The organism is Pontivivens nitratireducens, from assembly GCF_011290545.1.
Classification (GTDB): domain Bacteria; phylum Pseudomonadota; class Alphaproteobacteria; order Rhodobacterales; family Rhodobacteraceae; genus Pontivivens; species Pontivivens nitratireducens.
On the sequence record NZ_CP049811.1, the window covers coordinates 2,940,308 to 2,953,015 of the forward strand.

13 protein-coding genes are annotated in these 12,708 nt (G+C 61.6%); 4 read left to right on the plus strand and 9 right to left on the minus strand.

The window, feature by feature from the left end:
- The first annotated feature begins 114 nt into the window (after positions 1-114).
- From G8E03_RS14470 to lpdA, 4 genes are all read left to right on the plus strand, one after another.
- Positions 115-642 (plus strand): hypothetical protein, encoded by a 528-nt coding sequence (locus tag G8E03_RS14470; protein ID WP_205793150.1) that lies wholly within the window; start codon positions 115-117, stop codon positions 640-642.
- Positions 639-3,596, plus strand: coding sequence for a 2-oxoglutarate dehydrogenase E1 component (locus G8E03_RS14475; protein ID WP_166193452.1), 2,958 nt, complete (start codon positions 639-641; stop codon positions 3,594-3,596). Before G8E03_RS14470 ends, G8E03_RS14475 begins: the two co-directional genes overlap by 4 nt.
- Before the next feature lies 1 nt (position 3,597).
- The gene (odhB, locus tag G8E03_RS14480) at positions 3,598-5,112 is read left to right on the plus strand and encodes a 2-oxoglutarate dehydrogenase complex dihydrolipoyllysine-residue succinyltransferase (protein WP_166193455.1); all 1,515 of its coding nucleotides are present in this window, start codon (positions 3,598-3,600) and stop codon (positions 5,110-5,112) included.
- Positions 5,113-5,259: 147 nt separating this feature from the next.
- Complete coding sequence (lpdA, locus tag G8E03_RS14485; RefSeq protein ID WP_166193457.1) at positions 5,260-6,645, plus strand: dihydrolipoyl dehydrogenase; 1,386 nt, start codon at positions 5,260-5,262, stop codon at positions 6,643-6,645.
- 126 nt (positions 6,646-6,771) lie between these two features.
- Here the strand turns inward: lpdA and trpA are convergent, their stop codons facing one another.
- The 9 genes from trpA to ihfB form a co-directional block, all read right to left on the minus strand.
- On the minus strand, positions 6,772-7,560 hold the full coding sequence (gene trpA, locus G8E03_RS14490) for a tryptophan synthase subunit alpha (protein WP_166193460.1): 789 nt from the start codon (positions 7,558-7,560) through the stop codon (positions 6,772-6,774).
- Positions 7,561-7,685: 125 nt separating this feature from the next.
- Positions 7,686-8,021 carry a hypothetical protein gene (locus tag G8E03_RS14495; protein ID WP_166193463.1) on the minus strand — a complete coding sequence of 112 codons (336 nt, stop codon included), beginning with the start codon at positions 8,019-8,021 and terminating at the stop codon, positions 7,686-7,688.
- Positions 8,022-8,098: 77 nt separating this feature from the next.
- Positions 8,099-8,467 carry a hypothetical protein gene (locus G8E03_RS14500; RefSeq protein WP_185804447.1) on the minus strand — a complete coding sequence of 123 codons (369 nt, stop codon included), beginning with the start codon at positions 8,465-8,467 and terminating at the stop codon, positions 8,099-8,101.
- 86 nt (positions 8,468-8,553) lie between these two features.
- Positions 8,554-9,093: a helix-turn-helix transcriptional regulator gene (locus G8E03_RS14505; protein WP_166193466.1), complete on the minus strand. Its 540-nt coding sequence runs from the start codon at positions 9,091-9,093 to the stop codon at positions 8,554-8,556.
- Between the two features lie 6 nt (positions 9,094-9,099).
- Positions 9,100-9,372 (minus strand): hypothetical protein, encoded by a 273-nt coding sequence (locus tag G8E03_RS14510; protein ID WP_166193469.1) that lies wholly within the window; start codon positions 9,370-9,372, stop codon positions 9,100-9,102.
- Between the two features lie 370 nt (positions 9,373-9,742).
- Positions 9,743-10,963 (minus strand): tryptophan synthase subunit beta, encoded by a 1,221-nt coding sequence (gene trpB / locus G8E03_RS14515; RefSeq protein WP_166193472.1) that lies wholly within the window; start codon positions 10,961-10,963, stop codon positions 9,743-9,745.
- Positions 10,964-11,252: 289 nt separating this feature from the next.
- Entirely contained in the window at positions 11,253-11,915 is a 663-nt protein-coding gene (locus G8E03_RS14520) for a phosphoribosylanthranilate isomerase (RefSeq protein ID WP_166193475.1), read from the minus strand.
- Positions 11,912-12,247, minus strand: a complete 336-nt coding sequence (locus G8E03_RS14525) for a lipopolysaccharide assembly protein LapA domain-containing protein (RefSeq protein WP_166193478.1) — start codon at positions 12,245-12,247, stop codon at positions 11,912-11,914. Before G8E03_RS14525 ends, G8E03_RS14520 begins: the two co-directional genes overlap by 4 nt.
- Positions 12,248-12,270: 23 nt before the next feature.
- Positions 12,271-12,552, minus strand: a complete 282-nt coding sequence (gene ihfB / locus G8E03_RS14530) for an integration host factor subunit beta (RefSeq protein WP_166193481.1) — start codon at positions 12,550-12,552, stop codon at positions 12,271-12,273.
- Positions 12,553-12,708: the final 156 nt, after the last annotated feature.

Below are 12,708 nucleotides of genomic sequence, written 5' to 3' on the forward strand. Positions count from 1 at the left end.
GCGCCCCCTCGCGCCCGGCCTCACCTCAAATGCCCACGGTTGGTCATGTTGCTGTCGCATACGCATCAGTTCATCTTCCGCAAGACGCGCAAGAGCGCCTCGACCTCGCTCGAGATGCTGCTGGAACCGTTTTGCCGGAATGACGGTGGTGCGGTCGTGGACCAGATGCCCGCCGCAGAGGACGCGCCCCTGCGAAACCCGTTCGCCGCCGTCCATTCCCTGTTCCACCATCATGCGAAGCAGATCACCCGGCGCGGCCGCGTGGTTCTGGCGCGCTGCAAACAATGGTTCGGCAATGCCGATATCGTGAGTCTGAGTGACAGGCTCATCATGGATCGGTTTGCCCATTTTGAACGTTTAATTCATGGCCTGACCGATCTGATCGCGGATAGGGGCCTGAAGATCGTCGTCGCCCTCCTGCCTTGGACCATGATTTCCAAAAAGGCGGGAACCGCGTACGATGTGAGTGATCTCTACGATACGGGCACGGCAGACATCGTGCGCGACCGTCACAGCTGGGCATTCGAGGGCGTGGGGTATTCTCCCCGGCTTGAGAATTCCGCCCTTCCACCCGCCCGTTTTCAGGGTGCGGAGCAATCACGGGTAGCCATTCCCGACATACCCGTCCGGAGTTCGACATGACCGACCAGAGTTCCAACGACCAGTTCCATTCCTCGTCCTTCCTGCAGGGGCACAATGCGGAATATGTAGAACAGCTGCACGCACGCTACGCCGCCGATCCGTCATCGGTGGACGAAAGCTGGCAGGACTTCTTCCGCCAGTTGAATGAGGATGAGATCGCGCGCGAATCCGCGAGCGGCCCTTCGTGGGCGCGCAGCGATTGGCCCCCGGTCCCCACCGGCGACATGGTCGCCGCCCTGACCGGTGAGTGGGACGAGGCATCGCCCGCCGAGCTGGCAAAATCCGTCGCCAAGAAGGCCTCGGGCAAGGGCGTGGATCTGTCGGAGGCACAGGTCCAGCAGGCCGTCACCGATTCGATCCGGGCGATCATGCTGATCCGCGCCTACCGCATCCGGGGTCATCTGGCCGCCAATCTCGACCCGCTTGACCTCAAGAATCCCGAGGATCACCCTGAATTGAACCCGGCCTCCTACGGGTTCACCAAGGATGATTTCGATCGCAAGATCTTCCTCGATATGGTGCTGGGGCTTGAGGTCGCGACCCTGCGCGAAATCCTGGACATCGTCAAAAGCACCTATTGCGGCACCTTCGCCATGCAGTACATGCACATCTCCAACGCGGAGGAAGCAGGCTGGCTGAAGGAACGGATCGAGGGTTACGGCAAGGAAATCGCCTTCACCCGCGAGGGGCGCCGCGCGATCCTGAACAAGCTGGTCGAGGCCGAGGGCTTCGAGAAATTCCTGCACGTCAAATATACCGGCACCAAGCGGTTCGGCCTGGATGGCGGCGAGAGCCTGATCCCCGCGATGGAGCAGATCATCAAGCGGGGCGGCAATCTGGGCGTTCAGGAGATCATCATCGGGATGCCCCATCGCGGCCGCCTCAGCGTGCTGGCCAACGTGATGGGCAAACCCTATCAGGCGATCTTCAACGAATTTCAGGGCGGCAGTTTCAAACCGGATGAGGTTGAGGGCTCGGGCGACGTGAAATATCACCTCGGCGCGTCCTCTGACCGGGAGTTCGACGGCAATTCCGTCCACCTGTCGCTGACGGCCAATCCCAGCCATCTGGAGGCCGTGAACCCCGTCGTTCTGGGCAAGGCCCGCGCGAAGCAGGCCCAGCTCAACGATACGGATCGCACGAAGGTGCTGCCGGTTCTGCTGCACGGCGACGCTGCCTTTGCCGGTCAGGGCGTCGTGGCGGAATGCTTCGGCCTCTCCGGTCTCAAGGGCCACCGCACCGGCGGAACCATCCACATCGTGGTGAACAACCAGATTGGTTTCACCACGTCGCCACACAATTCGCGTTCCTCCCCCTATCCGACCGACATCGCGCTGATGGTCGAGGCCCCGATCTTCCACGTGAACGGCGACGATCCGGAGGCCGTGGTCCACGCCGCAAAGGTCGCGACCGAGTTCCGGCAGAAGTTCCACAAAGATGTCGTCATCGACATTTTCTGCTACCGCCGCTTCGGGCACAACGAGGGGGATGAACCGATGTTCACCCAACCCCTCATGTACACGGCAATCAAGAAGCAGAAGACGACACTGCAATTGTACACCGAACGTCTGACGCGCGACGGCCTGATCCCCGAGGGGGAGATCGAGGACGTGAAGGCCGCCTTCCAAGCCAAGCTGAACGAGGAATTCGAGGCCGGCAAGAACTACAAGCCGAACAAGGCAGACTGGCTGGACGGTCGCTGGTCCGGCATGGCCAGGGCGAAGTCTGGCAAGTACCAGCGCGGCACCACCGCCGTGGCCCTGGATGACCTGCGCATGGTCGGCAAGGGCCTGACGACCCTGCCCGAAGGCTACAACGCGCACCGCACCGTTGCGCGTCTGCTTGAGGCCAAGAAGGAGATGATCGACACCGGCCGGAACCTCGACTGGGCCACGGCCGAGGCGCTGGCCTTCGGATCGCTGCTGGCGGAGGGCTATCCCGTCCGCCTGTCCGGTCAGGATTCCACGCGCGGCACCTTCTCGCAGCGCCATTCCGGCATCATCGACCAGAAGACCGAGGAACGGTATCTGCCACTCAACCACATTTCCGACGATCAGGCGGGATATGAGGTCGTGGATTCCATGTTGTCGGAATATGCGGTTCTGGGCTTCGAATACGGATACTCGCTGGCCGAACCGAACACCCTGACCCTGTGGGAGGCGCAGTTCGGCGATTTCGCCAACGGTGCGCAAATCATGATCGACCAGTTCATCTCCTCGGGCGAAAGCAAGTGGCTGCGGATGTCCGGTCTCGTACTGCTGCTGCCCCATGGCTATGAGGGACAGGGACCTGAGCATTCCTCGGCCCGGTTGGAGAGGTTCCTGCAGATGTGCGGCGGCGACAACTGGATCGTTGCCAACTGCACGACGCCTGCGAACTATTTCCACATTCTGCGCCGTCAGATGCACCGGTCCTTCCGCAAGCCGCTGATCGTGATGACGCCCAAATCGCTGCTGCGTCACAAGATGGCGGTCAGCACGCTGGACGAAATGGGCACCGGGTCGTCCTTCCACCGCGTGCTGTGGGACGACGCAGAAAAAGGCAATTCCGATCTGAAGCTGGTCGCGGACGACAAGATCAAGCGCGTGGTCCTGTGCTCGGGCAAGGTCTATTACGATCTGCTGGCCGCACGGGACGAACAGGCGCTCGACAATGTGTACCTGCTGCGGGTGGAGCAATTCTATCCGTTCCCGGCGCAATCGCTCAGCAAGGAAATCGCCCGCTTCCCCGATGCCGAAATCGTCTGGTGTCAGGAAGAACCGAAGAACCAAGGCGCCTGGACCTTCATCGAGCCGAACATCGAATGGGTCTTGAACCGCAACAAGTCCAAGACCCAGCGGCCGCGCTATGCTGGCCGTCACGCTTCAGCCTCGCCCGCCACGGGTCTGGCCTCGCAACACAAGAAAGAACAGGACGCGCTCGTCAACGATGCGCTGACCGGAGAAGGAAACTGATATGAGCACCGAAGTCCGCGTTCCCGCCCTTGGCGAATCCGTGACCGAAGCGACTGTCGCCACCTGGTTCAAGAAGCCGGGCGATGCCGTTGAGGTTGACGAAATGTTGTGTGAGCTTGAAACCGACAAAGTGACGGTCGAGGTGCCCTCCCCCGTTGCTGGCACGCTAGGTGAAGTTGTCGTCGCGGAGGGCGAAACCGTCAGCCCCGACGCCCTGCTCGCCACCATTTCCGAAGGCGCGCCCTCCGCCGGGGCGGAGGACGTCAGACCGCGTGAGGTCGAAACCACCGCAAAGGCTGAGAGCGCCCAACCCAGCGGTCACGTGGATATCCCCGTGCCGTCCCTGGGCGAAAGCGTGACCGAGGCGACTGTCGCCACTTGGTACAAGAAGGTCGGCGATACCGTCGCCGCGGATGAGATGATCGCCGAACTTGAAACCGACAAGGTATCGGTCGAGGTTCCGGCCCCGCAATCGGGCACGATCTCGAAAATCCACATCGCAGAGGGGGAGACCGTTTCCGCCGGTGGTATCCTCGCGCAGATGGCAGCGGAGGGTGGGGCGGCCTCAGCCGCACCCACCGCAGAACCCGCCGCCGCGGCGACCCCGCCATCCGAATCCGGCAGCGCGAAGGATATCGAGAACGCGCCCTCCGCCAACAAGATGATGGCGGAAAAGGGCATCGACCCCGCATCGGTCAAGGGCTCTGGCCGTGACGGGCGCATCATGAAGGAGGACGTGATGAACGCCTCCTCCACTTCGGCACCTGCCCCCGCCGCATCCGCCGCCCCGCGCGCGCCCGTCTCCGCCGACGATGCCAACCGTGAGGAACGGGTCAAGATGACCCGCCTGCGCCAGACCATCGCCCGCAGGCTGAAGGACGCGCAAAACACCGCCGCCATGCTGACCACCTTCAACGAGGTGGACATGAAGGCGGTCATGGACCTGCGCAACACCTACAAGGCCGAGTTCGAGAAGAAGCACGGCGTGCGCCTCGGCTTCATGTCGTTCTTCACCAAGGCCTGTGTCCACGCGCTCAAGGAAGTGCCGGAGGTCAACGCGGAGATCGACGGAACCGACATCGTCTACAAGAACTTCGTGCATATGGGCGTCGCCGCCGGTACGCCCACCGGCCTCGTCGTGCCGGTGATCCGCGATGCGGACCAGATGTCCTTCGCCGAGATCGAGAAAGCCATCGGGGAAAAGGGCCGCAAGGCCCGCGACGGCAAGTTGTCCATGGCGGAAATGCAGGGCGGCACGTTCACCATCTCGAACGGCGGTGTCTACGGCTCGCTGATGTCCTCGCCCATCCTCAACCCGCCGCAATCGGGTATTCTGGGGATGCACAAGATCCAGGACCGCCCCGTCGTCATCAACGGTGAGATCGTGATCCGCCCGATGATGTACCTGGCCCTCAGCTATGACCACCGCGTCGTGGACGGCAAGGGCGCGGTAACCTTCCTCGTCCGCGTCAAGGAGGCGCTGGAGGATCCGCAACGCCTGTTGATGGACCTGTAATTTTCGACTGCTGAACCGGGCCGACACGAATGTCGGCCCGGTTTTTCCAAGGCTTCAACCTTTCGACCTCCGCCCGATATTGCCAACCACAGTGCCGCCGCATGGCAGCCCCGCGATTTCCGGCGTTAACTTTTCGAGGAGATCACCATGGCCGAGTACGACGTCATCATCATCGGCGCAGGCCCCGGCGGCTACGTCTGTGCAATCCGCTGCGCCCAACTGGGGCTGAAGACCGCCTGCGTCGAGGGGCGTGAAACCCTTGGCGGCACCTGCCTGAACGTCGGTTGCATTCCGTCCAAGGCGATGCTGCACGCCTCCGAACTGTACCACGAGGCGACCACCAATTTCACCAAGATGGGTCTGATGGGGCAAAGCCCCTCCGTCGATCTGCCCAAGATGGTGGACTACAAGCAGGAAACTGTGAACTCCAACACCGGGGGCATCGAATTCCTGTTCAAGAAGAACAAGGTAGACTGGATCAAGGGTTACGGCTCCATCCCCGAGGCGGGCAAGGTCAAGGTCGGTGACGACACCCACACCGCCAAACATATCGTCATCGCCACCGGTTCCGAGGCCGCCAGCCTGCCCGGTGTCGAGGTAGACGAGAAGGTCGTCGTGACCTCCACCGGCGCGCTGGAGTTGAAGAAGGTTCCGAACAAGATGGTCGTCATCGGCGGCGGCGTCATCGGGCTGGAACTTGGCTCCGTCTACTCCCGCCTGGGGGCGGAGGTCACGGTGATCGAATATCAGGACGCCATCATCCCCGGGGCCGACGGGGAGATCCAAAAGAACTTCCTGAAATTGCTCAAGAAGCAGGGCATCAAATTCGAACTGGGCGCCGCCGTTTCCGGCACCGAGGTCAAGAAGAACAAGGCCACGGTCAGCTACAAATCGCGCAAGGACGACAGCGAGCATCAGATAGATGCGGACATCGTCCTGCTGGCCACCGGTCGCCGCCCCTACACCGAAAACCTGGGCCTCGACGCGCTCGGCGTCGAGATGGATCGAGGCATGATCAAGACGGACGCGCACTGGGCCACGAACGTCAAGGGCATCTACGCCATCGGTGACGTGATCGCAGGCCCCATGCTGGCGCACAAGGCCGAGGATGAGGGCATGGCAGTGGCCGAAACCATTGCCGGTCAGAAGGGCCATGTTAACTACGGCGTCATCCCCGGCGTGATATACACCCATCCCGAAGTCGCGAATGTCGGCAAGACGGAGGAGCAGCTGAAGCAGGAGGGGCGCAAGTACAAGGTTGGCAAGTTCCCCTTCATGGGCAACGCCCGGGCCAAGAGCCACTTTGCCGGCGACGGTTTCGTCAAGATGATCGTGGACGCCGAAACCGACCGCATTCTGGGCGCACATGTCATCGGCCCGATGGCGGGCGATCTGATCCACGAGGTTTGCGTCGCGATGGAATTCGGTGCCGCGGCGGAGGATCTGGCCCGCACCTGCCACGCGCACCCGACCTTCTCCGAAGCGATGCGTGAGGCTGCGCTGGCTTGCGGCGACGGCGCGATCCACGCCTGACATTCCAAACCGGGCGGTCGCGTTCAACCGCCCGGTTTCAACCCATCAACTTTGCATGTCTGAAGGTGCGATAGCCCGCACGGTCGCGTAGAGCGTCGGCAACGCCCCTTCGCCCGTTGCGGTACCTCAGCTATGTGTTGCGGCGGCCAGTTCGGAAACAAAGGTCAGAACCTGCTCCGCGCTGTCGCCACGGGCCATCCTCTCAACAATGGCGGAGCCTACGACGACCCCGTCCGCGATCTTTGCCATGCTTGCCGCAGCCTCAGGCGTCTTGATGCCGAAACCGACGCAGACCGGCAAATCGGTCTGGGACTGGATCCGCGCGATCTCCGGCCCGACGGAGGCGGCGCTCGCCTCGGCGGAGCCGGTGATGCCGGTGATCGAGACATAATACACGAAACCGGAGGTGTTTTGCAGGACCTTCGGCAAACGTTTGTCATCGGTGGTGGGAGTGGCGAGCCGGATGAAGTTCAGCCCGGCATCCTGCGCGGGCAGACACAACTCGGAATCTTCCTCCGGCGGCAGATCGACGACGATCAGGCCATCGGCGCCGGCCTCGGATGCCTCGGTCAGAAACCGATCCACACCCTTGGAATAGATCGGGTTGTAATATCCCATCAGGACAATGGGGGTGGTGTTATCGGTCTTGCGAAACGTGCGCACCATTTCCAGCGTTTTGTTCAGCGTCATGCCTGCATCCAGCGCGCGTTGTCCCGCCAACTGGATCGCAGGACCGTCGGCCATCGGGTCGGTAAACGGCATGCCGATCTCGATCACATCGACCCCCGCCCCCGGCAGACCGTGCAGCACCTCGGCACACAAATCAGGGGTCGGATCACCCGCCATGATGAATGAAACGAAGGCGGTGCGCTCGGCCTTGGCCAGCTCTGCGAATTTGGTGTCGATGCGGGTCATGGGCCTGTCCTTGAATACGGTGTTCGGTTTAGCCGACGCTCGGCGCGTTTACCAGTATCCACGACCCGCGGACATGCAAAAGGGCCGCGCCCTTAGGCGCGACCCTGAAAACTGGTATGCGGCGATCAGCGCAGAAGCTCGGACAGCGCACCAACGACCGCGATGGTCGCGTAGGTATCGCTCGACACGACCACCACGCGGTTGTCGACGACCGCATAACGCTGCCCCTCAGGAAGCGGGGGCAGACGGTAATCGCCGGGATCTTGCAGGAAAACATAATCGGCATTGGCGCGATCATGGTCGTCACGATCCCGACCGAGATCGAAGCGTTCGCCGAATTCGCACCAGCCCTTTTTCTCATGCCCCGGGGGACAGTGCTGTGGTTCAGCGAGGGCGGGGCCTGCCAGCATGGCGGCGAAAACGACCACCGTGGTGGAGGCTAGAACGGATTTATCAAACATGGTTACTCCCAACGACTGCAATTGGCAGATCATCAAGGGAACGCATGTTCACGGCCGTCCGTTCCAGCCTGCGCCGATCAATCCTTGCGGAAGAACTTGTTCTCACGCGGTTTGCCGTCCCAGCCGGGCTTGCCACGGGGCTTGTCATCACGGTCGCCGCCACCCTTGTAGCCGCCGCGATCGCCGCCCTTGTTGAAGCCGCCGCGATCACCGCCGCGGTCGCCGCCGCCCTTGTAGCCGCCACGGTCGCCGCCCTTGTTGAAGCCACCGCGCGTATCCTCGCGCTGCTCCCATTTCTTGAGCAGCACGGTCGCGAACGTGTCACGACCGATCACGCCTTCGTTGCACCACACGGTCGAGGCGGTGTCACCATCGACGGATTCCACTGCCATGCGCATGGACCCTGCGGTCAGCACCACGATATCGCCGATCTGAAAGTCAGCCATTTTCATCACTCCATAATTTCGCCGGTGGCGTCTCCACCGGATCGAACCGTGCCATGCGCCTGTTTTGCCCGCGTCGCAAGTCTATTTCACGCCGCGTCCTGTGACGTCACGGGAATATCCAGCAAATCATCGAGGAATGCGCCCAAGAGCTGCGCCCGCCCGTTGACCCCAGCCTTGCGAAAGATCGCGGTGCTTTGCGCCTTGATCGTGCCTTCGGAGGTGCCGCGCAGGGTTGCGATTTCACCGTTGCTCAACCCCTTGATCATGAACAGCGCCACGTCCCGCTCGGATGGGGTCAGCGACCAATCGTCGAAACGATCGACGACCGCCTCATGAAACGCGCCCGAGGCCATGCGCAGACGCCAGGCGGCGCGGCGCCGCTCCGCCATCAGGGTCGCGAACAGGGTCAGGCCCAGCACGGTGCCCAGGATCAGACCAAGGGTGGCCATGATCTCCACCACTTCGATCCACGTCCAGCTTACGGGTTGCGAACGCCAGCCGAAGATCTGAGCGGAAAGATTATAGACGAAAAACAGCGCGCACACGCCCTGCAACGTCGCCAGTCCGGCAACGAGTGCGGAGGTTCGGGCCTTGGTCCTGACCGGAGGGGATGTGGGGTCGGACATGCGGAATCAGTCGGCGTCGGAAGCAGGCATGTCATCCTCGGCCGTGGCCGCACGGGGCAGATCGCGCAATATCTCACCCGAGTTCGGGTTGATCACGATTTCACGTATTTCGTCATCGCGCCGCACGACGATCTGGGTTCGGCCCAGCAGGGTTCCGCGCTGATCCAAGACAACATAGCCGTCCGCCTTCAGCTCCTCGACCAGACCGGCGACAACATCCGTCTGGGCGGCGACCGGCACGGTAAACAAGGTAAATAGCAGGGCGAAAATGAACCGCATCCGAGCCTCCAGTAAGGGCGGTGGCAGCAAATGCCCCGCAACCAGCATAGCGTACCACCGCCCCGTCGTACACGCCCGCATCCGCGGGGCGTCGATAGCTGACTTTGCGAAGATTTCGGGACATTCGCTGTCAGCCACCGAAACCGGGCCTGGTGCGCGCCGGCACATCCGCTTCCCCCCATCCCCGCGGGGGGCGCCTTGTACCGGCCCGGCACCAGAGCCCGGTCCCGTGGGGACACATCGCCAGATGCGCCCCGTGTTGGACAATTCGGTGCTTTTGCGGATGGATGCCATGCATCCCAGGCTTAATTGCGCGAGCATGAAACCGGGGCAATACGCGCGTATAACCCCGGTTTACGGCCTGTTTCTCTCAGATATTGTGACCCAGAGCGTCCGCCACAGTGAAGATATCCTTGTCCCCGCGCCCGCACATATTCATCACCAGCAGGTGATCCGAGGGCAGATCGCCCGCGATCTTGGCCACGTGGGCCAGGGCGTGGGACGGTTCCAGCGCAGGAATAATACCTTCGGTCACGCAGCACATCTGAAAGGCTTCCAGCGCCTCAAGGTCCGTGGCGGAGACATATTCGACACGTCCTACATCGTTCAACCAGGAATGCTCGGGCCCGATTCCGGGATAGTCCAACCCGGCGGAGATCGAATGCCCTTCGATGATCTGACCGTCATCGTCCTGAAGCAGATAGGTCCGGTTTCCGTGCAGAACGCCGGGCCGACCGCCGGTCAGCGAGGCCGCATGTTCCATCCGGTCATCCACACCATGTCCGCCAGCCTCGACCCCGATGATGCGCACGCTCTCATCGTCGAGGAAGGGATAGAACAGGCCCATCGCGTTCGACCCGCCGCCTATGCACGCGACCAGGCTGTCGGGGAGACGGCCCTCACGCTCCTGCATCTGTTCCTTGACCTCCTTGCCGATGATCGACTGGAAATCGCGAACCATCGCTGGATAGGGATGCGGGCCCGCGACCGTTCCGATGCAATAGAAGGTGTCCTTCACATTGGTCACCCAGTCACGCAGCGCCTCGTTCATCGCGTCCTTCAACGTCCCCCGCCCGGAGGTGACGGGTATGACCTTCGCACCCAGCAGGTTCATGCGAAAGACGTTGGGCTTTTGCCGCTCCACATCCGTCGCACCCATGAAAACGATGCATTCCAGACCGAAGCGCGCGCACACCGTCGCGGTGGCCACACCATGCTGCCCTGCCCCGGTTTCCGCGATGATCCGTTTCTTGCCCATGCGGCGCGCCAACAGGATTTGGCCCAGCACGTTGTTAATCTTATGCGCGCCTGTGTGGTTCAGCTCGTCGCGTTTGAGGTAAATCTTCGCGCCGCCGAACTTCTCGGTCAGGCGTTCAGCGTAGTAGAGCGGCGACGGGCGTCCGACATAGTGGGTCCACAGATCGTTCATTTCCTCCCAGAAACCGTCGTCGGTCTTGGCCTTTTCGTACTCCGCCTCCAGATCGAGGATCAGAGGCATCAGCGTTTCCGACACGAAGCGACCGCCGAATTGACCGAAGCGCCCCTGCGCATCGGGACCGGCGGAAAAGGAATTGGGCATTGGGCTGGTCATGGTGGCGATCCTAGGCTGGTTTCGAGGCCTTTCTACAGTGCGGCGCGCCCAGCGTCGATATCAGTGCAGGGACGGATCGTCGCGCAGCATGAAAAATATTCTCGCAACGGATGAAACTTTTTATACGCACCCTAGTTACTTATGTGTCGGACGAACAAAGCCGTTCATTTCAATCTGTCCCTGAAATGACGTCATCGCTCGATAGGCAGGTCGGTGGTGCGTCCTGCTGCGTGTGGAATTTCTGCATGACCCTTCGCCGCTCGGTCCATTGGAACGAGCGGCGTTTTTTTCAGAACAGCTTTGGTGGTTGAGGTCCGAGAGCAGCGACGAATGCCGCGATCTTGTCCGCATCCTTGATACCGGGCGCAGTTTCCACTCCGCTGGAGACGTCCAATTGGTTGGCACCTGTCAGGTTCGCCGCCCGCATCGCATTATCCGGCGTCAATCCACCGGCCAGCATCCACGGGCGCGGCCAGCGCCGCCCGGACAGAAGCGACCAGTCAAAGGCAAGGCCGTTGCCTCCCGGCAGATCAGCCCCTTTCGGCGCCTTCGCGTCAATCAGCAACTGGTCGGCCACCTCCGCGTAAACGTCGATTTGCGTGAGGTCGTCGGCGTTACGGATGCCCACCGCCTTCATGACGGGCAAACCGTATCGTGCCTTGATCTCACTCACGCGTTCAGGGGTTTCCGAGCCGTGCAGTTGCAACATATCCAGCGGCACGCGGTCCGTGATCGCGTCCAGCGTGGCATCGTCTGCATTCACCACAAGCGCCACCTTGCACACCCCCGGCGGCACATCGGCGGCGAGGTTGCGTGCCGTTTCGATATCGACGTTCCGTGGTGATTTGGCAAAGAAGACAAAACCGACGTAAGCCGCCCCGGCATCAACAGCCGCAGCGACGCCGTCAGCGGTGGTCAGACCGCATATCTTGGTGCGAATGGCAGATGTCACTTGAGCAGCGCGAGGACCTCGTCCTCCTCCGCTCCGGTATCGCGGCGCAGGGTTTCGACCTCACGCTCCAACGTGACGATTTTGCGGCGGCGTTGACGTGCAACGGTGCGGGTGCGCTGGTCACGCAGCCACTCCCACAACCAGCCGAGCGCGAACCCGCCCATGGCCAGCACGATCATCACGACCGCCAATGGCATCTGACGGCTCCAGTCCGATACGAAGCCGAATTCCGCGGGCAACAACTGGACGGTGACCGTTTCGCGGTTCGCAACCACCAGCATGATGATGAACAAGGCCACCACGGCCAGCAGAATCAGTTTAACAATGCGCATCTCAAGTCTCCCTCGACGCGGGATCACTTGCCGTTCAAACGGTCCCGCAGCAGTTTTCCTGTCTTGAAGAAAGGAACGTGTTTTTCTTCAACGTCAACCGCTTCACCCGTTCTGGGGTTCCGTCCCAGGCGCGATTCACGTCGTTTGACGGAAAAAGCACCGAACCCGCGAAGCTCGACCCGGTTGCCCGACGCCATCGCCTCGATGATCTCATCGAAGATCGTACCGACGATCCGCTCCACATCCCGTTGATACAGGTGAGGATTTTCCTCGGCGATCTTTTGAATCAGCTCCGATTTGATCATGGCTCTGGTTCCCTAGTCCCGCGGTTCGCCCGCATTCAAGAATTTCACCCTTCTTTGACATGTCACGAACCTGCGTGGCAAATCGAAAATGCTTTCAAAACAAGACGATCGCAGAAGCCAAATCGGCGAAATCAAAATATCACAGGTGACAAGCCA

What these genes read in the sequence shown, in the direction of transcription:
- G8E03_RS14470 (WP_205793150.1), top strand. Translation starts at nt 115, where the DNA reads ATGCTGCTGGAACCGTTTTGCCGGAATGACGGTGGTGCGGTCGTGGAC.
- G8E03_RS14475 (WP_166193452.1), top strand. Translation starts at nt 639, where the DNA reads ATGACCGACCAGAGTTCCAACGACCAGTTCCATTCCTCGTCCTTCCTG.
- odhB (WP_166193455.1), top strand. Translation starts at nt 3,598, where the DNA reads ATGAGCACCGAAGTCCGCGTTCCCGCCCTTGGCGAATCCGTGACCGAA.
- lpdA (WP_166193457.1), top strand. Translation starts at nt 5,260, where the DNA reads ATGGCCGAGTACGACGTCATCATCATCGGCGCAGGCCCCGGCGGCTAC.
- trpA (WP_166193460.1), bottom strand. Translation starts at nt 7,560, where the DNA reads ATGACCCGCATCGACACCAAATTCGCAGAGCTGGCCAAGGCCGAGCGC.
- G8E03_RS14495 (WP_166193463.1), bottom strand. Translation starts at nt 8,021, where the DNA reads ATGTTTGATAAATCCGTTCTAGCCTCCACCACGGTGGTCGTTTTCGCC.
- G8E03_RS14500 (WP_185804447.1), bottom strand. Translation starts at nt 8,467, where the DNA reads ATGGCTGACTTTCAGATCGGCGATATCGTGGTGCTGACCGCAGGGTCC.
- G8E03_RS14505 (WP_166193466.1), bottom strand. Translation starts at nt 9,093, where the DNA reads ATGTCCGACCCCACATCCCCTCCGGTCAGGACCAAGGCCCGAACCTCC.
- G8E03_RS14510 (WP_166193469.1), bottom strand. Translation starts at nt 9,372, where the DNA reads ATGCGGTTCATTTTCGCCCTGCTATTTACCTTGTTTACCGTGCCGGTC.
- trpB (WP_166193472.1), bottom strand. Translation starts at nt 10,963, where the DNA reads ATGACCAGCCCAATGCCCAATTCCTTTTCCGCCGGTCCCGATGCGCAG.
- G8E03_RS14525 (WP_166193478.1), bottom strand. Translation starts at nt 12,247, where the DNA reads ATGCGCATTGTTAAACTGATTCTGCTGGCCGTGGTGGCCTTGTTCATC.
- ihfB (WP_166193481.1), bottom strand. Translation starts at nt 12,552, where the DNA reads ATGATCAAATCGGAGCTGATTCAAAAGATCGCCGAGGAAAATCCTCAC.